General features: G+C 58.5%; 17 protein-coding genes. 5 read left to right on the top strand and 12 right to left on the bottom strand.

Features of this window, described 5'->3' with window-relative positions; translation table 11 throughout:
* Positions 1 to 86 precede the first annotated feature (86 nt).
* Both ilvC and RUA4292_RS11030 read left to right on the top strand, forming a co-directional pair.
* Entirely contained in the window at positions 87 to 1,109 is a 1,023-nt protein-coding gene (gene ilvC / locus RUA4292_RS11035; protein WP_058273912.1) for a ketol-acid reductoisomerase, read from the top strand.
* Between the two features lie 73 nt (positions 1,110 to 1,182).
* On the top strand, positions 1,183 to 2,085 hold the full coding sequence (locus tag RUA4292_RS11030) for a DMT family transporter (protein ID WP_058277630.1): 903 nt from the start codon (positions 1,183 to 1,185) through the stop codon (positions 2,083 to 2,085).
* Here the strand turns inward: RUA4292_RS11030 and glmM are convergent.
* The 9 genes from glmM to RUA4292_RS10985 all read right to left on the bottom strand — a co-directional run bounded on the left by glmM (position 2,082) and on the right by RUA4292_RS10985 (position 14,331).
* On the bottom strand, positions 2,082 to 3,425 hold the full coding sequence (glmM, locus tag RUA4292_RS11025; protein WP_058277629.1) for a phosphoglucosamine mutase: 1,344 nt from the start codon (positions 3,423 to 3,425) through the stop codon (positions 2,082 to 2,084). The genes RUA4292_RS11030 and glmM overlap by 4 nt on opposite strands.
* Before the next feature lie 34 nt (positions 3,426 to 3,459).
* Positions 3,460 to 4,458, bottom strand: coding sequence for a dihydropteroate synthase (gene folP / locus RUA4292_RS11020; protein WP_058277628.1), 999 nt, complete (start codon positions 4,456 to 4,458; stop codon positions 3,460 to 3,462).
* On the bottom strand, positions 4,455 to 5,375 hold the full coding sequence (locus RUA4292_RS11015) for a dihydroneopterin aldolase (protein WP_058277627.1): 921 nt from the start codon (positions 5,373 to 5,375) through the stop codon (positions 4,455 to 4,457). The genes folP and RUA4292_RS11015 overlap by 4 nt, the downstream gene beginning before the upstream one ends.
* Before the next feature lie 103 nt (positions 5,376 to 5,478).
* The gene (locus tag RUA4292_RS11010) at positions 5,479 to 6,849 is read right to left on the bottom strand and encodes a multicopper oxidase family protein (protein WP_058277626.1); all 1,371 of its coding nucleotides are present in this window, start codon (positions 6,847 to 6,849) and stop codon (positions 5,479 to 5,481) included.
* A 73-nt stretch (positions 6,850 to 6,922) separates the two neighbouring features.
* Positions 6,923 to 7,564 carry a cell wall hydrolase gene (locus RUA4292_RS11005; RefSeq protein ID WP_058277625.1) on the bottom strand — a complete coding sequence of 214 codons (642 nt, stop codon included), beginning with the start codon at positions 7,562 to 7,564 and terminating at the stop codon, positions 6,923 to 6,925.
* A gap of 186 nt (positions 7,565 to 7,750) precedes the next feature.
* Positions 7,751 to 10,312 (bottom strand): putative PEP-binding protein, encoded by a 2,562-nt coding sequence (locus RUA4292_RS11000; protein WP_082637080.1) that lies wholly within the window; start codon positions 10,310 to 10,312, stop codon positions 7,751 to 7,753.
* Positions 10,313 to 10,355: 43 nt separating this feature from the next.
* A complete protein-coding gene (glyS, locus tag RUA4292_RS10995; protein WP_058277624.1) occupies positions 10,356 to 12,575 on the bottom strand; it encodes a glycine--tRNA ligase subunit beta in 2,220 nt (739 codons plus the stop codon).
* Between the two features lie 9 nt (positions 12,576 to 12,584).
* Positions 12,585 to 13,799: a sodium/glutamate symporter gene (gene gltS, locus RUA4292_RS10990; protein WP_058277623.1), complete on the bottom strand. Its 1,215-nt coding sequence runs from the start codon at positions 13,797 to 13,799 to the stop codon at positions 12,585 to 12,587.
* A gap of 7 nt (positions 13,800 to 13,806) precedes the next feature.
* Positions 13,807 to 14,331 (bottom strand): DUF6446 family protein, encoded by a 525-nt coding sequence (locus tag RUA4292_RS10985; RefSeq protein ID WP_058277622.1) that lies wholly within the window; start codon positions 14,329 to 14,331, stop codon positions 13,807 to 13,809.
* Between the two features lie 91 nt (positions 14,332 to 14,422).
* Here RUA4292_RS10985 and RUA4292_RS10980 point away from each other — a divergent pair, with 91 nt between their 5' ends.
* A complete protein-coding gene (locus RUA4292_RS10980; protein ID WP_058277621.1) occupies positions 14,423 to 15,055 on the top strand; it encodes a MarC family protein in 633 nt (210 codons plus the stop codon).
* Between the two features lie 8 nt (positions 15,056 to 15,063).
* On the opposite strand, the gene RUA4292_RS10975 is transcribed toward RUA4292_RS10980, so the two are convergent.
* Positions 15,064 to 15,993 (bottom strand): glycine--tRNA ligase subunit alpha, encoded by a 930-nt coding sequence (locus tag RUA4292_RS10975; RefSeq protein ID WP_058277620.1) that lies wholly within the window; start codon positions 15,991 to 15,993, stop codon positions 15,064 to 15,066.
* A gap of 205 nt (positions 15,994 to 16,198) precedes the next feature.
* Between RUA4292_RS10975 and RUA4292_RS10970 the strand changes: the two genes are divergently transcribed.
* Positions 16,199 to 17,932: a serine protease gene (locus RUA4292_RS10970; protein ID WP_058277619.1), complete on the top strand. Its 1,734-nt coding sequence runs from the start codon at positions 16,199 to 16,201 to the stop codon at positions 17,930 to 17,932.
* Between the two features lie 55 nt (positions 17,933 to 17,987).
* Here the strand turns inward: RUA4292_RS10970 and RUA4292_RS10965 are convergent, their stop codons facing one another.
* Together RUA4292_RS10965 and RUA4292_RS10960 are read right to left on the bottom strand one after the other, a co-directional pair.
* On the bottom strand, positions 17,988 to 19,562 hold the full coding sequence (locus RUA4292_RS10965) for a thiamine pyrophosphate-binding protein (RefSeq protein WP_058277618.1): 1,575 nt from the start codon (positions 19,560 to 19,562) through the stop codon (positions 17,988 to 17,990).
* The gene (locus RUA4292_RS10960; protein ID WP_058277617.1) at positions 19,562 to 21,010 is read right to left on the bottom strand and encodes a TrkH family potassium uptake protein; all 1,449 of its coding nucleotides are present in this window, start codon (positions 21,008 to 21,010) and stop codon (positions 19,562 to 19,564) included. The genes RUA4292_RS10965 and RUA4292_RS10960 overlap by 1 nt, the downstream gene beginning before the upstream one ends.
* Here RUA4292_RS10960 and RUA4292_RS25455 point away from each other — a divergent pair.
* Positions 21,009 to 21,701, top strand: a complete 693-nt coding sequence (locus RUA4292_RS25455) for a hypothetical protein (RefSeq protein ID WP_058277616.1) — start codon at positions 21,009 to 21,011, stop codon at positions 21,699 to 21,701. The two genes, RUA4292_RS10960 and RUA4292_RS25455, sit on opposite strands and share 2 nt — an antisense overlap.
* Positions 21,702 to 21,859: the final 158 nt, after the last annotated feature.

Genomic DNA, 21,859 nt, shown 5'->3' with positions numbered 1-21,859 from the left:
TTACAAATACTCAAGTACAACCCTATCGCCAATACAACATCCGGCAGGTAAAACCCTCGGCAATCTAACCAGAAAGGACCGGCGACATGCGCGTCTATTACGATCGCGATTGCGACATCAACCTGATCAAAGACAAGAAAGTGGCGATCCTGGGCTATGGCAGCCAAGGCCACGCCCACGCACTGAACCTGCGCGACTCGGGCGCGAAAAACCTTGTCGTCGCTCTGCGCGAAGGCTCGGCATCCGCCAAAAAAGCCGAAGCCGAGGGTCTGGAAGTCATGGGCATCGCCGAAGCGGCAGCCTGGTGCGACGTCATCATGTTCACCATGCCCGACGAACTGCAGGCCGAGACCTACAAGAAATACGTACATGACAACATCAAGCCCGGCTCGGCCATTGCCTTTGCCCATGGCTTGAACGTCCACTTCGGATTGATCGAGCCGAAAGAAGGCATCGACGTCATCATGATGGCCCCCAAAGGCCCCGGCCACACAGTACGCGGCGAATACGTCAAAGGCGGCGGCGTGCCCTGCCTGGTCGCTGTTGACAGCGACGCGACCGGAAAGGCCCTGGAAATCGGCCTGTCCTATTGCTCAGCCATCGGTGGCGGCCGCTCGGGCATTATCGAGACCAACTTCCGCGAAGAATGCGAAACCGACCTGTTCGGCGAGCAGGCCGTTCTGTGCGGCGGTATCGTCGAACTGATCCGTTGTGGTTTCGAAACTCTGGTTGAGGCAGGTTATGCGCCCGAAATGGCCTATTTCGAATGTCTGCACGAGACCAAGCTGATCGTTGACCTGATCTATGAAGGCGGTATCGCGAACATGGATTATTCGATCTCGAACACTGCCGAGTACGGCCAGTACGTCACCGGCCCACGGATCCTGCCTTATGAGCAGACCAAGAAAGCGATGAAAGAGACGCTGTCGGACATCCAAACCGGCAAATTCGTGCGTGACTTCATGCTGGAAAACGCTGTTGGTCAGCCGACCATCAAAGCGGCTCGCCGCCACAATGATGAGCATCAGATCGAGCAGGTTGGTAAGAAACTGCGCGACATGATGCCGTGGATTTCCGCGGGCAAGCTGGTCGATCAGGAAAAGAACTGATCCTGCCAAGCGAATGCGAAGGGGCGGCCCATCAGGCCGCCCTTTTTTGTCCAAGCCTAAAGGTGAAACTAAGATGGTCCAGCACCCCACATCCCGCGATTGGAGCGGTGTTATCACCCTCGGCCTGATCTGGGGCGGGACGTTCATGGTCGTTGCCATGGCGCTGGAAGGGTACGGACCTATAACCGTCGCCACCGCGCGCACGACGTTGGGTGCCCTGATGTTGCTGGGGTTGATGGCCGCTACAAACCGCAAGCTACCCTCGGGGTCGACTGCCCTGTGGGCTTCGGTCTTTGTGATCGGTATCTTGTCTTCGGCCCTGCCCTTTGTTCTGCTAAGCTGGGGGCAGCAATACGTACCGTCCGCCTTCGCTGGTCTGTCGATGGCCGCAATCCCTCTGATGGTACTGCCGCTGGCGCATTTCTTTTCGGACGAGCCCCTGAACCTGAGAAAACTGGTGGGCGTGACTCTTGGCTTCTGCGGTGCGTTGGTGCTGATCGGCCCCGGCTTGGCGCAACTTGGCCACGGGTCAGAACCTTTGGCGCAGCTGGCCTGCATCGGGGCCGCCTTGTGTTATTCCCTGGCGTCGATCTTTACCCGTCTATGTCCGCCCATTGATCCGGTGGTTCTGGCCGCCCTGACCCTGCTGGTCGGCGCAGTAATCCTGCTGCCGATCATGTTCGTGACTGAAGGCGTCCCGACATGGGAAGGTACCCGCCCAAGCATTGCCATCATCGTTTTGGGGTTGGTCCCTACGGCATTTGCCACACTGCTGCGCGTTTCCGTCATTCGCAGCGCGGGATCGGTCTTTATGACGCTGGTGAATTACCAGGTCCCGATTTGGTCGATGGTGTTCGGCGCATGGGTGCTGTCCGAGGCATTGCCGCTGCGCTTTTTCGTGGCGCTGGCTATGATCCTGACCGGGCTGGCCATCAGTCAGTGGTTCAGCCTGCGAAAGATGCTAACCGGGCGCTAGCGTGTCACGGCCTCGACCTCGGCAACGATGCCGTCGACAACTTGGGTCAACAGCGCGTCATCCTCACATTCCGCCATGACGCGGATCAGAGGTTCCGTACCCGACTCCCGGATCAGCAATCGCCCCTGCCCGTTCAGCCGCGCCTCGGCGTCAGAAATTGCAGCCTGCACGCTGGCGGCCTCAAGCGGAGCTTGTCCTTCGCCATAGCGCACGTTCTTCAGCATTTGCGGTACGGTTTCGAACTGCACCGCCAATTCCGATGCTTTTCGACCCGTATGAACCATCTCTGCCAGGAAATGGAGGCCCGCCATCAGGCCGTCACCTGTGGTCGCGTAATCGCTCATGACAATGTGGCCTGATTGTTCGCCGCCCAGATTGAACCCGCCTTCGCGCATACGTTCAACGACATAGCGGTCCCCGACGCCGGTGCGCTCCAGACGCAGACCATGGTTTTCAAGATGACGTTCCAGGCCTAGGTTCGACATCACCGTTGCAACCAACGCACCGCCTTTCAGGCGGTCTACCTCGGCCCAACTGGTCGCCAAAAGCGCCATCAACTGATCGCCATCCGCGACCTGACCATTCTCGTCGATCATAACGACGCGATCGGCGTCACCGTCCAAACAAATCCCTACATCTGCACCATGGGCCACGGCGGTTTCGGCAGCCAGCTGCGGTTTGGTCGACCCACAGTTTAGGTTGATGTTCTTACCATTCGGCGTAATGCCGACCGGGATCACTTCGGCACCTAATTCCCACAAAACCTCGGGCGCCGTGCGGTGTGCGGCCCCATTGGCGCAATCGACAACAACTTTTAGCCCGTCAAGACGCAAGTCACGCGACAGCGAGGATTTGACGCGCTCACCGTATCGGAACCGCGCATCATCCACCCGTCTGGCACGGCCGATATTCTGGGCCTGCGCAGGTTTGACACCTTCCTCGATCAGCCTTTCAATCTCGAGTTCCGCCTGATCAGACAGCTTGTATCCGTCAGGGCCAAAGAACTTGATACCATTATCTTCGGCCGGGTTATGGCTGGCCGAAATCATGACCCCCAGATCTGCGCGCATCGACCGTGTCATCAGACCGACAGCGGGCGTCGGAACCGGCCCAAGCAGCAACACGTTCATCCCGGTCGAGGTCAATCCGGCCGTCAGGGCGTTTTCCACCATATAACCGGACAGGCGCGTATCCTTACCGATCACCACACGGTGAACGTCTGATTGGTCACGGCGAAAGTAACGACCAGCGGCGGCCCCGATGCGCAATGCCATTTCGGCTGTGATTGGATGGGTATTGGCGGTACCCCGCACCCCATCGGTTCCGAACAGCTTGCGCATAATGTCACTCCGTCATTTCCTGCCTGCCTCCGCCTTACCGGACGGCGGCCCAAAGGCGCAAGGCCTGAGCGGTTTCAGCAACATCGTGCACGCGCAAAATTTGAACACCTTGTGACAATCCAGCCAGCCCGACGGCGATTGATCCCGGCGCGCGGGCGTCCTTGCGCGGCTCTTTGCCAATTTGCCCGATCATACCTTTGCGGGACACACCCAACAGGATCGGACAGCCCAAACCGTGAAACAGGCTGATCCCCTGCAGCAACGCCAGGTTATGTGCCTCGGTCTTGCCAAACCCTATGCCCGGATCAATGATAATCTGATCCCGATCCAATCCGAGGTTTTCGAGGCGATCCACCTGACCCTCAAGGAAATCGTAGACGTCCAGCAGAACGTCTTGATAGGTCGGGTTGTCCTGCATCGTGCCCGGGTCGCCCTGCATGTGCATCACACAAACCGGGGCGCCAACTTTTACACAAAACGGCGCCAACTGCGGATCAAAGGTAAAGCCGGTTACGTCGTTGATCAGCCCTGCTCCGGCCTCCCACGCGGCTTTGGCGACGGCGAATTTGCGCGTATCGATGGATATCAACGCATCAGTGCGGGATTTGATGGCTTCGATCAGGGGGCGGGTCCGGGCGATCTCTTCATCTTCTGGCACGAAGGTTGCGCCGGGTCGGGTCGATTCGCCGCCGATATCCAGAATGGTTGCGTTTTGTGAAACCATCTGTTCAGCCGCAGATTGGGCCGCGCTGACCGAATTGTGCACACCGCCATCCGAGAAACTATCTGGGGTCGCATTCAGAATGCCCATAATGTGCGGGCGATCCATGGCAAGGCCCGCAACATCGGCACGCGGACGCGTCAGTCGGTCCAGCGCATCACCTGGTACATCCTGCACGGCAATGATCATTGGACGTTCTTTTCGGCTTAACCGTTCAACATGGGTAAACCAAAGCGGCTGGCCAGCTAGCGGCACTGAACCCGGCGGACGGTTCGGACCATGCTGAACCAGAGGTCGAAAATAAGCGGTCACAGTTGTGCCTGATCCACCGAGATCGCACGCAAAGGGGTTTCAGGGGCGTCGGGCAGCGCGCCGCCGATCACCATCATCTCACTCGCCTCAAAAGTGGCAGCAAACCATGCCGCCAGCGCCACCGCATCCGAAGGTGCCGCCGATTGGCCGTCAACAGCATCCAGTACGATTTTTGAGGGTGCCCAGACGCAAATCTGACCATTTTTCATGGCCCAATCCAGCTCAGTCCGCGTTGAAACGACAACACAGCGGTGATCGCGGGCAGCTAAAACCCAGGCATTCTGTTCAATCGCCAACAGATCAATTCGGCGTTGGGTCATCGCGTGGCCAGTCTGTGAAACAGGCATATCCGCCGCACCGACGCACAGGATTAGGGGTCGTTCGCGGTTTTCCAACTGATCGATCCACCCGGTCAGATTGGGCGAGGCAATGGCCTCATTCGACAGGAAAGCCAGACGGGGATGCGGGCGTTCCTCTTCGACGACGTCGTGGTGAGTCTTGTCTTTTCCGCGCACGATCTCGACACCCAAAGCGCCAGGACCACGATCCAGTTTTTCTATTCTGACAAAAGCTCTTACGGCCTGTGGCTCAAGTAAAATTCGTTCAGCCACCCGGTCTGCCAAAGTCTCAAGCAGGTTAAGACGTTCCGCCGCAAGCTCATACGTGATCGCCTCAGTCACCCGGTCATAGGACAGGATGCGATCCACGTCATCGTCGATGGGATCGGTCAAAGGGCGAACTTCAACCACGATGTTAAAGCAAATGCGCTGTGTCGTTCCACGTTCGGCCTGAAACGCGCCGATCTCCACCTCGACGATATGATCGCGCAAGGAAATACGATCCAGCGGCCCCCGGGCAGCGGTCGCTTCGGACCGCTCGGACGGGTGCGCAAAGGCAAGACGGATTTCAGAGCTCATACAGGCGGACCTTTTCGGGCTTTGTGGACGTATTCGCCCAAAATAAACGATGCGCGGGCGTATAACACCGCAACATGCGTCTTTCCAGCCATCGAATGCGGCGTCAGGTGACGCGAAACCAGCTCATCATTCCCGATGCGGCATGTCCCAGCATATGGCAATGCAGCAGCCAATCGCCTGGATTATCTGTGACCAGAGCGATTTGACGTGTCTGGCCCCGGTCCACCAGTACGGTGTCGCGCCAAGGCCCCAAACTGCCATCCGGCAGGATGAGCCGGAAGTGGTGACCATGCAGGTGCATGGCATGAGGGAAAGCGGTTTCGTTCACAAACTCGATCCGGTGCACCTGACCCAGACGCGCATCCAGAAACGGATCCTTGGGTCGTTCCGCGTATCCGTTCAACGCCCAGAACCGGCCCAGTTGAGCCAGCTCACGGCCTGTCAGGCCCTGATCGCCAAGCTTGGCTCCTTCGAGCCATCGCATCGCACCGCCCTGCAGGGACATGCGATGCAGCGGTGCCTGATCATACTGAAATTCAGGCATATTGTTCGCAGGCAATGGTTCAATACCCTGCCTTTGCGATGTGGACGCTTCGGAAACTTGAAAGCGTACCAAGCCATAGCCGCCATCCCGCTCGATACTTGCGAGACCCGCGACATCTCCGGACGCGGACGTCACATCCACGACAAGGTCTGCCCGTTGTGCGGGCGCAAGTGGGAAGCTCTCCTCTACAGGCAATGGAACTGCCAGCGGCATGCCATCCAGCGCCACGATCCAACCCGCCAGCCCGTCCAACGCCAAATCAAATATCCGAGCGTTCGATGCATTGATCAGACGCAATCGCAATCGTTCCCCCGATCCAACAGGGTAAGCCGGATCAAAGCCGCCATTGACGGACACCAGATTACCCAGCCGCCCCGCATGGCTAAGGTCGTGTCCATTGTCAAAATCATCCACGATATGCGCGGTTTCAGGGTCTAGCCGCCAATCGTCCAGCATCAGCGTCAGATCCTGATCAATATCCGGCGGGCTAGATTCTTCAACGATCAGGGGTCCATAGAGACCTCGTGCAACCTGTTCGGTAGACCGGTTATGCGAGTGATACCAAAAGGTTCCTGCATCTGGCGCAACAAAGTTATAGTCGAAGGATTGACCCATCTCGACCGCGTCCTGCGTCAACCCGGGCACGCCATCCATTGCGTTGTCGATCCGAATTCCGTGCCAATGCACTGCCGTCGGTTGAGACAGGTTGTTTATCAGCTTGCGACTGACGCGCCCGCCCTGAGGCAATCGGATGTCGACCCCGGGAACGCGACCGCCATAGGTCCAAACCGGCGTAGCTGGATAACCATCAGGCGCAATCTGTTGCAGCGCCTCTTGCGCAACCAGATCAAAGCTGACTGCATGCGCCCCCTTTGGCAGCAGGGCAAGCGCGGTCGAAGTTTGTAGAAACCGTCTGCGGGATAACATCATGGCGGACCTCCTGGCCCGCTACATAAGGCAGAAAACGCCCCGCGCCATCAAGATTCCAGCGCGGGTGCGTCAATCAGTTGCTCGCGGTCCGATAGTTGTGGCGGTAGAAAATGTGGACCCCGATGCGAGCGGTCTCTTTGTAGACACGCGACCATGACGGACGCACCGCTTTGGTGTGGTAATGGGTCGCCCCTTCGGTCAGCCCGACGCCAACGCCGTCGATTGCCGCGCGGGCAACCTTGGACACACGCTCATAGGCTCTTTTCTCGCGGATAACTTCTTTCTGACCATCGCAGGTGTAGGTGAACTGGCATTGGTACTTCTTACCGGTTCCCTGCTTGATCACCCCGCACAGCGAACTTGGAAAGCGGCTACTTTTGACCCGATTCAGGATCACCTCGGCCACGGCGAACTGACCGCGAACGCTTTCGCCGCGCGCTTCAAAGTACAGCGCCTCGGCCAGACATTTGAAGTTCTCGTCACCAGCGGCAGTCGGCAGTTGATCCAGCCAATCCTTGGAATAGGACACCTGTTGCAGCACAGGTTCTTTACGTGGCTTAAACAGGCCTAAGTAATCACGGAACTTTTGCCCGGGCAATTCGCTCCGGGTTACAAGTTCGCGTTTAGCAGATTCGGTAGCTTCCCTCTCGGCGACGGAAACACTCGGCAGCACGGTTGCTGCCAATGTGGCAACAGCCAATATGTATCGTAGCATCAGATAACCTCGCACAGGCACAATTAGCGCCAGACCCTCCCCCGGCGGGCGCGATGAGGCTATTACCGAATTCAAACGGCGACGTCCAGTTCTGACGGAAAAGCAAGTGGAAAACCGCCGTTTCGTCAACAATATTTGACGACGGCGCTTTCTGTTACCTACTAATTCTAGAGTGCTGCCCTTCTGTCAACCCCCAAGTCTGGACGAAATCGCCAGTTGAGCGGCAGCCAGCCGAGCGACGGGCACCCGGAAGGGCGAACAGGACACGTAGTCAAAGCCCAATTCTCGGCAAATGGCGATTGATTCGGGGTTACCGCCATGTTCGCCGCAAACCGACAATGTGACTTCTGGTTGTGCTTGCCTGCCGCGTTCAGCCCCCAGTTTAAGCAATTCGCCAACTCCGTCCGCGTCCAACACATGAAACGGGTCTTCGACAAAGACACCCTGCCGGACATAAGCCGACATGAACCGGCCTGCGTCATCGCGGGACAGGCCGTAGGTCATCTGCGTCAGGTCATTGGTTCCGAAACTTAAAAACGCGGTTTGCGGCGCGATCTCGGCCGCCCGCAAACAAGCCCGAGGGGTTTCTACCATCACGCCCAACCGGTACTCAAATTCCTGCCCCCGTTCGGCGGCGACGGCCGCTGCCACGGAATCGATGCGCGCCTTGACCAGTTCGACCTCGCGCTTGGCGGATACCAGCGGGATCATCACCTCGGGCACCACCGGTGCGCCGTCTTTGCTGGCTTCAAGCGTCGCCTCGAAAATCGCACGCGCCTGCATGTCGTAGATTTCGGGAACCGTCACACCCAGACGTACGCCGCGCAGGCCCAGCATCGGGTTATATTCGGTCATGGCGTCGACCCTGCGTTCGACATCTGAGACCGGCAGGTCTAGCGCTTCGGCAAGTTCGCGTTGGCCGGTGCGCGTGGTCGGAAGAAATTCATGCAACGGTGGATCGAACAGACGGATACAGACAGGCTGTCCCTCCATGATCCGGAATAGCTGCGCGAAGTCATCGCGCTGCATCGGCAGCAAGCGTTCCAACACCGCTTCGCGACCGGACGAGGTCTGCGCAAAGATCATCTCGCGCATTACGATAAGGCGACCGGGGTCAAAGAACATGTGCTCAGTCCGACACAACCCGATCCCTTGCGCCATGAAGTTCCGCGCGGTTTGCGCGTCTGCGGGTGTGTCCGCGTTGGCGCGAATTGCAATGTCCCGCTCTGCGTCAGCCCAGCCCATCAGAGTCTGGAAACAGTCATCCAGAGCAGCCTCTAGCATGGTTGGTTGCCCGGCCAGCACCTGCCCCGAGCTGCCGTCGATGGTCAATGTGTCGCCTGTTTTGAAGACCCGCCCGTCGGGAGCCATCAGCTGTTTCTTCTTTGTCTGAAACCGCATCTCGGACGCGCCGACGATGCACGGCAGGCCCAAACCCCGGCCAATCACCGCCGCGTGGCTGGTCATGCCGCCCTTTTCCGTCAGGACCGCCACGGCGGCATGCATACCGCGCACATCTTCCGGAGAGGTCTCGCGCCGAACCAAAATGCACGGCTCTCCCCGCGCGGCGCTAGCCTGCGCCTCGGCCGAAGTGAACACGATCTTGCCGGTTGCAGCGCCCGGACTGGCGGCAATTCCGGTGGTCAGGGTGTCCCGTTCCGCATCAGGGTGAACCTGCCGGTGCAACAGCTCGTTCAGGGAATGTGGATCAACCCGCATTACAGCCTCTTGCGGCGGAATGATCCCGTCTTCGGCCAGGCGCACAGCGATCCGCATCGCCGCGCGTGCGCTGCGTTGAACCCGGACACCATCCAAAATGTGAACGTGGCCGTTTTCAATCACGAACTCGACCTGCATTTCCTCGCGCAGCTTGACCCGCATCAGCGCCGCATGCGTTTTGAGGTCCGCAAATGCCTTGGGCGCGACCTCCTCCAGAGACTTTCCGCGCGGATCCTTTTCCAGGTACAACGCCGCGACGCCTTCCCCCAGCGCATCCCGCCCCTGACTTTGGCTCAGATACCGGCCGGTTATCTGCGGCAATCCAGTGGTCGGATCAATCAGTTGCAACACGCCCGATCCGCATTCCCCCTGCCCGACGCCGGGGATCATCTCTTGGATCACCAGCCCCAGACCGGCATCCGCTGGCGCACCCTTGGCCTGACGCAACAATCGGGCCGAGGTGCCCTCCCATGCGCGTGCCATCGAACGCAGCACAGCAATCAACTGCTCACCGCGATCCTGCGGAAAGGCTTCGTCCGTCTCGTCTTCGTAAGCCCTCAGAGATTCCTGCAGCCCCTCACGGCCATCGGCGTCAATCTCGTCAAACACATCCGGGTCCAGCCGCGCAACATGAACGGCATAGCTTTGGACAAAGCGCAGATACAGCGCAGCCGCGGCCTCGACCCCCATCGAATCCGACAGATCGACATAGCGCGCGTCATTCATGCCGATGTTCAGGATGGCACCCGGGCCGCCCCAATCGGGATCTTCGGAACTGGGCCGGACACACAGCAGCGCGGTATGATCAAACTGCTCAAGAACAGCGGCCAAATCCGGCACCTGCCCGTCCGATATCTGATGCACCGCATCAAATGACAACGCGACCGTTCGTGGAACCGGCAGCTCCAGACGAACCAGACGTTGCAGACATTTCGCCCGTCCGCCATGCGTGTTGGCGGCAACGGGCGCTTCGGACGTGATAAGCGTAGTATGCGGATTATTCTGCACTGCGGCACCTTTTGATTTCACCGCAGCATAAGCCCCTGCACCAACGGCGCAAGGGCGTTCTGGATCAGCCGTCGATGCGGCTCAGATCGGCAACACTGAAGCAGACCTGACGGATCTGGCTGAGCAGGTTCAGACGGTTACGGCGCAGGATGTCGTTGTCGGTATTGACCTGAACATCCTCAAAGAACGCATCCACCGGGCCGCGCAGGTCGGCCATGGCCGACATCGCACTTGGGAAATCCTCGGCCTTCAGCGCCGGGTCGATCTTGGCCTGTGCAGCTTCCAACGCGCCGAACAGAGCTTTTTCACTGTCGGTCTCTGCAAACTTGATATCTGCGCCATAGGAATACTCGACCCCGTCCTTCTCCTCGGCCTGGGTCAGAATGTTGTTGGCGCGCTTGAACCCCTGCACGAGGTTCTCGCCATCTTCAGTCGCGATCACCGCATTCAGCGCACGGGCGCGTTTGACCAGCAGGTTGAGGTCGTCATTGCCGTCCATCGCGATGCAGGCGTCGATGATGTCGTGGCGGATACCCTCGTCCCGGAGGAAGGTTTTGAGGCGGTCATGGAAGAAGGAGAGGAGATCGTCGGACGCGTCCGGGACTTTCTTCTCCAACCCCAGAAATTCAGCGGTCGGTTTGTCGCCGAGATTGTCTTTGACCGCTTTGAACGCTGCACCGAAGACACCGTGATCCGCGATTTCTTCCAGCAGGTCCTCGACATCTGATTTCGGCAACCCGTCATTGATGGCACCCTCTGCCCGGACCAATTGGCTATCAAAGAACCGATCCAACCTTAGACGCAAATCGTTTTCGATTATCAATCGCGTCACGCCCAACGCCGCGCGGCGTAAGGCAAACGGGTCTTTCGATCCCGTGGGCTTTTCCTCAATCGCCCAGAACCCGGTCAGCGTGTCCAACTTGTCGGCCAGCGCCACAGTTACAGACAACGGCGCGGTGGGCACATCATCCGACGGCCCCAACGGCGAGTAATGTTCCTGCGCCACGGAGGCCACGGCGGCGTCCTCACCGGCGGATTCGACGTAATATCGACCCATAAGCCCCTGAAGTTCCGGGAATTCATAGACCATCTCGGAGCTTAAATCGGCCTTGGCCAGACGCGCGGCTTTCGCGGCCTGATCTGCATCCGCGCCTGTCACCGGGGCCAGTTCGCGGGCCAGTGCCGCGATGCGATCAATCCGTCCAGCCTGTGTGCCAAGCTTGTTATGGAAGGTCACGTTTTCCAGCGCGTGGGTCCATTGGGCGATATCCGATTTGGCGACGCGCAGGTCGTTCTCCCAAAAGAATTTCGCATCGGCCAGACGCGCCGACAGCACTTTTTGGTTCCCCGCCAGAATGGTCGCGCCATTATCGGTGGTTTCGCGGTTGGCCACGGTGATAAAGCGTTCAATCCGGCCTGTCTTGGGATTGCGGACCGAGAAGAATTTCTGATGCTCTTTCATCGAGGTTTGCAGAACCTCGGGCGGCAGCGCCAGAAACTCGTTGTCGATCTGCCCCATCAAGACAACCGGCCATTCAACCAACCCGGCGACCTCGGCCAGCAGGCCCTTGTCATCGACCACTTCCAATCCCGCCGCAAAGGCAAGGTTCTGGGCGTCGTTCCAGATATGCTCAGCCCGTTCCTCAGGCGACAGCACCACAAACGCGCGCTTCAGTTTTGCGGCGTAATCCTCGAAGGACGACACGGCAAAGCGACCCGGCGCCATGAAACGATGACCTTCGGTGGTATCGCCGGACGTGATGCCGTCGATTTCCATCGGCACAACCTGCGCGCCGGCCTCATCGGTCAGAATGCATAGGATGGAATGCAGCGGGCGCACCCAGCGCAAACCGCCACTTCCCCAGCGCATGGATTTCGGCCAGGGGAAGTTACGGATCGTCGCCTCAAGCACTTCTGCAACGATTTCAGCTGCCGGGCGTCCTGCCTTTTCAATGGTGGCGAAATAAACCGCGCCTTTGGGTGTTTCACGCTCTTCCAGTTGATCACGGGTCAGACCTGCGCCCCGCAGGAAACCTTCGATGGCTTTGTCCGGCGCGCCGACTTTCGGACCCTTGCGTTCCTCGCGGATCATGGGGCTTTCCGAAAGCAACCCTTCGACCGCCAGCGTCAGGCGGCGCGGCGTTGTCAGCGTAGCAGCAGATGCGTAGGTCAAACCGGCCTCGACCAAACCATCGGTGATCCGCTTTTTCAGGTCTTCGCCGGCACGGGTCTGCATGCGCGCGGGGATTTCCTCGGAAAACAATTCGATCAGCAGGTCGGGCATATTCGATCCTTAGAAATTGACGATCGTCTGAATGACGATGGCATTAGCGATATCCACAAAGAATGCGGATACAAGGGGCAATACGATAAAAGCAATAGGCGATGGGCCATATCGTTTGGTGACAGCGGTCATATTTGCAATAGCGGTCGGGGTGGCGCCTAGGGCGAAGCCTCCGAATCCGGCGGCCAGAACGGCGGCGCGGTAATTGCTGCCCATGACAGGAAACAGAACCCAGATCACAAATGCCACTGCGAACAAGGTCTGGGCCGACATGATGACCACAATGGCAAGGCCGAGTTCCGCGATGGTCCAAAGCTGCAGGCTCATTAATGACATGGCCAAAAACGCACCCAGCGAGAATTCCGAAATCAACGCCAGCGAGGGGGTGCGTTCAATTGGTGGGCGGCTGGGTGCAAGCCATGCGCGCAGGTTCGCGATGACGATGCCCATGATGAGACAAGGCACGAACAGCGGCAGCTTCAAACCGGCAGCGCTGATCGCCTCGCCCAGCGAATACCCCGCAATGATCGCCAGGTTGAGGAACAGGAGAACGCGCATGATCGACAGATGATCGATTTTGCTGGACACGTCATCGCCGTCAGTGGGAAGCCCCACTGTGTGATCCTCGTCGGGGCGTGCAGGGCTGAGGTTGCGCCCTTCGACCAGAAGCCGCGCTATCGGTCCACCAACCAAAGCAGCCAGAACAAGCCCAAGTGTTGCAACGGCAACGCCTAGCTCAGTTGCGCCGTCCAGGCCGGTGGCCTCGGCAACCTCGGGGGCCCAGGCAATCGCAGTTCCGTGCCCGCCGATCAGAGATGCCGAGCCGAACAGAACCCCAGCCTGCGCCGGATACCCGAACATAGACGCCCCAATTGCCCCGATCCCGTTTTGCGCAACAATCGTAGTCAAAGTCAGGATCAAAAGTAAAAACAGAGGCTTGCCGCCTGATATCAGGTCAGAGAGTCGCGCGTTTAACCCGATGCCCGCAAAGAACACCACTAACAGAAAATCCCGTGTGGCAAGGTCAAAGGACAGCTCAAGATCGAAGGCCAGATACAATAACAGCACGACCAGTGAGGCCAGCAGGCCACCCGTGACAGGTTCGGGAATGTTGAACTGGCGTAGTGTGGCGACGCGCGCATTGATCTCGACCCCCAAAAGATACACCGCAAAGCCCAACGTAGCGGTCAGGAAATCAGGTATCTGCAGGGTCTCGGTGGTCATCTTATCCTCAATTCTGTGGCCGGTCCGGGCATTCTTCGCCAATCACGGTGCCGTCATAGGCCTTTTCGCCGCAATTGTTCAGCGCGTGCCAGACATAGCCTTTGCCGCCTTTTGTAACGGCAACAATTCGGTCAACGCCAAAGTGGATGTTTTTTGCGCCCAGAAAGGCTTTGGCCTCGCCTGATTTCAGGGCATCCGCCACCGCCACGGCGTCAAAGCAATCGAACCATCCGGGCGCGGTCAGCGGTTCTGCATTCTCGACCGCGACATGGGTTTCCTCAATCTGCGCAAGCGTCAGATCCGTATCGAAACAGGCACGGTAGCGGATGGGTGAGCTGTCCGCGTCAATCGCCTGAAACGCACTGTAGGATATAGGCGTCGGCGCCTCGGCCCCTTCCTTCATTAACATGACATCCTGACCGGGCTTGGATTCCACGTCATAATAAAATCCGTAGATCTGCAGGTAATACATCCCAAAACCAGCTACTGCCGCCGAGATCAGCACTATGATCGCAAGCACTTTTCCTGTCATCGTCTTTTCCTTTTGCTCACGATGCCTCTTTCACGATCGGTAAAAATAGGACAGGTTCCAATTGATTACAGGCCGGAAAGAGACTTTTGAAATGGACAGCACCCTTGCCGTAGGATTCTTCGGAGCGCTTTTTGCGATCATGAATCCAATCACGAACCTGCCAGTATTCCTTAGCGTCACCGACGGCCTTGCCCCGGCTGAGCAACGCAAAGTGGCTACAAAGACTGCCCTCTACTGCCTGATCCTTGGCGCATCGTTTGCGGCTGTGGGAAGTCAAACGCTCAGCCTGTTCGGCATCAGCGTCGATGACCTGCGCGTCGCGGGTGGTCTGGTCGTTTTGATGATTGGCCTGAACATGCTGAACGGAAAGCCCAGCACGTCGCATCACGGAACCGAGGGGGAACGGCAATCCTATCCTGAACCTGATACGGTTGCCTTTTATCCGCTGGCCTTTCCGATCCTTGTCGGGCCGGGCACAATTACCACGTTGATCCTGTATGCAAGCCACATCCACAAACCGGTAGATGCCATTGTTTACGCTGGCGTTTTCCTGGCCGTCCTGCTGTTGCTGTTCGTGACATTCTGGAACGCCGCAGCCATTGCCAAACGTCTGTCTGACAATGCTCGTGTTATCATGAGCCGGTTCATGGGCATGATCCTGTCGGCCATCGCAATCAGCATGATCGCGGCTGGCCTTAAGGTCTTGCTGCCCGGACTGGCCTGAGCGGCGCATCAAGCGTCGAACCCGGCGGCCTCGGTCAGCAGGAATGCGTCTGCGCATTGCTTCGCCAAAGCCCGCACGCGGCCGATATAGGCCTGACGCTCGGTTACCGAGATCACGCCCCGCGCGTCCAGCAGGTTGAACACGTGACTGGCCTTGATGCACTGATCATAGGCCGGGTGCGCCATGATGATGCGCTTGCCAGTTTTTGGGTCGTCATGCTCTTGTGCCAGAATGGCGGCGCACTCAGCTTCGGCTTCTTCGAAGTGGCGCAACAACACTTCGGTGTTGGCCACGTCAAAGTTCCAGCGGGCGTATTCTTCTTCGGTCTGCTTGAAGATGTCGCCATAGGAAAGCGGGCTTGGTGACTGCGGATCGTTGAACGGCATGCCCATCACGTGATCAATGCCAAGTACATACATCGCCAGACGCTCCAGACCATAGGTCAGCTCGCCCGAGACCGGCGCACAATCATGGCCACCGACCTGTTGGAAGTATGTGAACTGGCTGACTTCCATGCCGTCGCACCAAACTTCCCAACCCAGACCCCATGCCCCAAGGGTGGGGCTTTCCCAATCATCCTCGACAAACCGGATGTCATGCAGGTTCATGTCGATGCCAATCGCCTCAAGCGAGCCCAGATACAGGTCCTGCAAATCCGGCGGACTGGGTTTGATCAGCACTTGATACTGATAATAATGCTGCAACCGGTTGGGGTTCTCGCCATAGCGCCCATCCGTCGGGCGGCGCGAAGGCTGCACATAAGCTGCGGCCCAAGTTTTCGACCCAAGCGCGCGCAAGGTGGTCGCCGGGTGGAACGTACCTGCACCAACCTCCATGTCATAGGGCTGCAGAATGGCGCAGCCTTTTGAGGCCCAATAGGTCTGAAGCCGCAAGATAATCTCTTGAAAAGAACGTGGTGCGCTGGACTGGTCGGTCATGACATTCCCTTTGGACGCCACTGCGCCCGGTTCCGTTGGGTTTTGTCCTTCCTATGCAAGGGGCCGTTGGGCGTCAACGGGCGGCAATGCCTATGCTGTCACTGCACAGCCACACTGGAAATTCCCCGTATTCCGGGCATGGCTTTCGGTACGTTGTTTCGCGTAGGGTCCGGCAAAGATAAAACACTGCAGACACGGGCAGACAATGACTCGCATATTTACAGCAATTTTGTTTCTTTTTCTCATCAGCGCGCGCGCTGTTTTTGCGCAGCTGGACGCAGGCGTCTGGGTGCAGGTCGAAGCGCAGCCCTCGCTGCGCGAAGCGCAGGAACGTGCCCGGGCCTATGCCGGCACCTTGCCAGACGTAAACGGGTTTCGTTTGAACTCTGGCTGGTATGCCATTGTTATTGGTCCATATTTTCGCAACGACGCGGAACAGGTTCTAAGCGTTTACCGCGCTGAGGGGCAAATCCCTGCGGACAGCTACATCGCGTTTTCCAGTGCACTGGGTCAGCAATTCTGGCCGGTCGGAGAGAACATATTGGACCGGGGTGTCGTGACGCCACCAGTTGAACCCCAGCCGGAACGGCCGGTTGTTGGCGTAACCCCGCAGGCCTCTGACGAGACACGCTCACAAGCGCTGCAAAGCGAACGTCTTCTAAGCACGCAGGAACGCATGAATTTGCAAACCGCCCTGCAGGCCGCGGGTTTTTACAATTCAACGATCGATGGCGCATTTGGCCAAGGCACGCGGCGCTCCATGGGCGACTGGCAACGGTTCAACGGCTTTGAAGCAACCGGCGTTCTGACGACCGCACAGCGCAAGGCGTTGATTGACGACTTTAACGCCCCCCTTCTGAGCGTTGGGATGGAGCGTTACTCCGACCCGCAGGCCGGTATCGATTTGGATCTGCCGCTGGGTATCATCGCATTCGACCGTTATGAGGCCCCGTTTGTTCACTTCAAAAGCACAACCGATCTGGACGCCAAGGCCCTGTTGATCAGTCAGAAAGGCGGCAAGGCCACGCTGCGCGCCCTTTATGAGGTACTGCAATCGCTGGAAATCGTTCCGCTCGATGGCCCACGACAACTGCGCGGCGACAGCTTTACGCTGGAAGGGCGCGGTAATGAGATCGTGACCTATAGCGAAGCACGGCTGGACGATGGCCAGATCAAAGGCTTTACACTGGTTTGGCCCGAGGGTGACGATGCCCGGCGCGCCAGAGTGCTGGCCGCAATGAAGGCCAGCTTTACCGCAACTGGTACGGTGCTGGACGCCGCAGCGGGTGCCAATGCCGAGCAGCGGATTGATCTGGTGTCCGGACTGCAGGTACGCACACCGCGCCTGTCCCGTTCGGGCTTTTTCGCTGATACAAGCGGCACGGTTCTGACCGTATTTGAGGCAGCGGACAGCTGCACACGCATCACGCTTGATGACGATCAAGAGCTTCAGGTCGCCTTGTCAGATGCAGATCTGGGCGTGGCGGTTCTGCGCCCCAACCGCAATCTGGTTCCGGTCAACGTGGCAGAATTCAGCGCCGATGCGCCGCGTATTCAATCTGAGATCACGGTGTCGGGTTTCTCGTATGAGGGCGCCTTGGGCGCACCGACACTCACCTTTGGTCAGATCGCCGATGTGCGCGGCCTGAACGGAGAAGACGGCGTGAAACGTCTGGCATTGGCGGCCCAGCCCGGCGATGCGGGCGGACCGGTTTTTGACGGCAATGGCCAGGTTGTTGGCATGCTGCTGCCAACCCCGACCGAAGGACGCACACTGCCCGCGTCCGTCAGCCTTGCTGCAACGGCCAACAGTCTGAACGAAGTTCTGACCAAGGCGGGTGTGTCCGGTCAATCGGGTCAGCCGACGGCGCAGATCTCGCCCAATGAACTCAGCCGCCGGGCGACCGGAATGACCGTATTGGTTCATTGCTGGGATTGATCTCTGCGCCAAATCGCACAAAGCGCCGCTCTTTCGGGCGGCGCTTTTTTGTTGGCTAAAGGATATCCGGCGTGATGCGTATCAGCGTCGGAACAGGTGCGGCAAAGGCCGACCGAACTGCCTCTTGCATCTCGGGCAAACTGGAGGGCGCAGAGGACAAAGCACCAAAGGCTTCGGCGAGTTTGCAGAAATCCGGGTTGCGCGCCACGACCGCATTCGGGGCGATCTGACCCCGGACCATGCTGTCCTCGATCTCTTTGAGCTTTCCGTTGTCCCAAAGAATAATCGGCAGAGACAGGCCCAGTTCGACTGCTGCACCAAGCTCTTGCATCGTATAGTGAAAACCGTAGTCCCCGGCGATCACCGCTGTAGGCTTACCTCGGCGCGCCACGGCCCCGCCAATTCCGGCCGGCAGCGCATAGCCAAGCGTGCCGAATCCGGTCGGATGGTGCCAGTGATAGGGATAGCCCATATCCCAAACCTCTTTGGCGACATAAGCGAACTGGGTCATGTCAGAATAGATCATGGTGTCGCCGGGCATCGCCGCGCGAAGGGCATCCAGCACCGGGACGATACCCGGTCGTTCCGCATCCACTTCGGCCCGCCAACGGCGGCGCCTGTCAGCGACTTCCTCCGCTGTCCAGCCCGTCGAAGGTTTAGCATGGTCGATAGCCGCCCAAAGTGCATGGGCAAAGCTTTCCCCGTCAGCCTGCAGCTTGACCGCTGCGCGATGCTGATCCGACAGAACTTTCGGGTCAAGATCGATACGCACCAGATTGGCCGTGTGGCCCAGTGTGTTTCGCCACAAGTCGACTTCGCCCAATTCCGCACCCACGACAACCACAAGATCGGCCGAGGCGATGACATCGGCACTGCCCGGTCGTGGCAACATGGCTCCGTAGTCCAAGGCATAGCCCAAGCCAGCCATTCCGCGGCCCGCATAAGTTGTGAAACACGCTGCACCCAACTGGGTCAGAATTTGCCGCCACAGGTTCGACCGCGCGCCACCACCCAGAATAAACAGCGGACGCTTCGCGATGTTCAGCATGGACATCACCGGCGCAAGGTCGGGCGGCAAGACTTTTGTGCGTAGTCCCGGCTGATTAGGAAACGGCGCTGGATCGGCATCTGCCTCAAGCTGCGCAATCGGCACCTGAATGTGCTTTGGACGTGGACGGCTGAGTTCAAACTCCTCAAAAGCACGCTCGACCAGGCCATAAGCGGCCTGAGCAGTATTCGCCTGATGCGACCAGTCCGTCACGGTTTCAGCCGCAGCACGCTGGTCTTTCATCTGGTGCAATTGCCCGCGCACCCCTTGCGTTTCATCGAGACACGAGGACATCACCAGCATCGGGACCGAGTCCGTATAGGCCTGCCCCATTGGTGTCATGATATTGCACAACCCCGGTCCGGTGATGACATATGCAACACCCGGCTTGCCGGTCGCACGGGCATAGCCGTCGGCCATGAACCCTGCTCCCTGCTCGTGCCGGGCCAGCACATGGGTGATTCCGGCCTCTTCGATCCCGCGATACATTTCCTGATTGTGCACGCCGGGAATACCAAAGATCACATCCACTCCGCGATCCCGCAGCATATGCGAAATCTGCGCACCAAGGGGTCTTTTCATCAATTCCTCCAGAACTGGACAGTGAAGAGTGCGTAAACGGCCAAAAGCTCAAGCCGCCCTACCAGCATTCCGATTGAAAGCAGCCATTTCGCGGTGTCGCTGAGCCCTGCAAAGTTGCCGGCCGGTCCGATTTGATCCCCCAGCCCCGGCCCTACATTGGCCAGCGCTGTGGCTGCCCCGGAGACGGCAGTTATGAAATCCAATCCCGTCAGCGCCAACGCCCAGGCCAGAATGCCCAACGAGAGCACGAAAAACATAAAAAAGCTCATAACCGAGGTCAGAACGTCCGGACCAATCGAACGGCCATCATATTGCGGCTTAAAAACACCATGAGGTGAGCGGATGCGGCGGATCTGGGTCTTGATCGAAGCAAACAGCAGTTGATACCGGAAGATCTTGATTGAGCAGGCGGTTGAACCCGCGCAGCCGCCAATCAGACCGATCAGGAAGAACATCATGATCGGGAAACTGCCCCAACCCATGTAATCTACGCTGGCATACCCGGTACCCGAAATGATCGAGGTGATGTTGAACAGGGATTCCCGAACAGCCTGTTCCCAATGATGCGGGAAAACGGAGGTCAGAAAGACCGCCATAATGACCACCAGCACCAGAATGGTCGCCAGAAAGGTCCGTATCTGGCTGTCGCGGAAAATGGACCTCGTATTGCCATTGGCGAATTGGACGTAGCGCACGAAAGGCAGTGCAGCGAGGATCATGAAGACAGCGGCCGCATATTCTGCTGGGCCGGAAAACGTGCCAAAGGACGCGTCATAATTTGAAAACCCGCCCGTTGAGATCGTCGTCAGGGCGTGCACCACGGCATCAAAAAAGCCCATCCCCAGACCTGCATAGACCAGCGCGCAAACAATCGTCAGAAAGACGTAGATCAGGGAAATCTGGCCCGCGATCTCTTGCGCACGCGGCAGAATTTTCCCCATGGTTTCAAATCCTTCCGAGCGGAAGATTTGCATCCCCCCGACGCGAAGCTCGGGCAAGAAAACCATGGCCACAACAATAATGCCGATGCCGCCCAACCATTGCAGCAGGCCACGCCAAAGCAGCAACCCCTGTGGCAGGTTATCGAGGCCGGAAATCACGGTCGAGCCTGTCGTCGTCAGGCCCGACATCGCCTCGAAATACGCGTCGACAAAGCGCAGTTCGGTCTCGCCCAAAAGAAACGGAATGGCGCCAAAAAATGGCAGTGCAACCCAGACCCCTGTAGTCAGTAAAAAGGTCTGACGGATCGTTAGACCTTCGCCTACTCCGTTCGAGCAGCTCATTGCCAGAACGACGCCGGTCAGAATCGTGATGACGCCGCTTTCGAGAAAAACGTGCCACTCGCCCCGGCCTTCGATGAAGTCCGCAAGCATAGGCAGCAGCATGGTCGCCCCAAGAATGGCGACCAATAGGCCAATCACATATCCAACCGGGCGCATATCCGTCATGACGCGCAGCGTTGGCGCGCCTGCACGACTGTGTCAAGCCGGTGTCGGGTTTTACCCGTCCGATTTGCGTGCCGTTGTTGGCATCGCGGGCGGATTAGACGGGGCGCGCGGGCGACGCGCCGGAGTTGTCTGTGCCCCCTCGGGCTTTGCGGCATCGGCTTTTGCAGGCGCAGGCTGCGCCGCGACCGGCTTGGGTGCGGCTGCTTTGGCCGGGGTCTTTGGCGCTGTGGTGTTCGCTGCCACAGGTTTCGGTTTGGCAACCGCTGCCGGTTTTGGCGCAGGTGTTTTTCTAGCAATGGCAGGCTTTGGTTTGGCTGCCGCTGCGGGTTTTGCCGCTGGCTGCCCTTTGGCGACGACAGGCTTGGCGGCAGGCTTTTCTGCAACTTCGGCCGATTTGGCTGCCGCCGGGGTGGGTTTGGTTACTGCAGCCACCGTTTTGGGCGCGGTCGGCTTGGATGATTCGACCTTGGGCCTTGCAGCAGCTTTCTTGCGGGCCACAGGCTTGGGCTTAGCAACCACGGGAGGTTTTGCCTTGGCAACCGGTTTGGCCTTGGGTGCAGGTTTTGCCGAGGGTGCAGCCGGGGCCGGAGCAGCAGCCGACGCATGCAACGCACTAACCGACACAAACGGCATCTCCATCGCCGAGCGGGTCAAAATCTGCATAATTTTCATTTGGTTGCTAACCGCATAGCCGGCCATTCGGATGGCCGCAGCCTGAAATTCCAGCGGTTGGGAAATTGGATTCATTCTTTAGTTCTCCTCTGAAAGCGATGCAGCCTGCAAAAGAGTGAATTGAGCTGCCCGTCCCGATTATTCGGGCGGTTCGAGCAGTCACGAAGTCCTGAGCGT

The sequence above is a fragment of the Ruegeria atlantica genome (assembly GCF_001458195.1).
Classification (GTDB): Bacteria; Pseudomonadota; Alphaproteobacteria; order Rhodobacterales; family Rhodobacteraceae; genus Ruegeria; species Ruegeria atlantica.
Note: the sequence above shows the minus strand (reverse complement) of the source record. Positions and strands in the feature narration are given on the sequence as shown.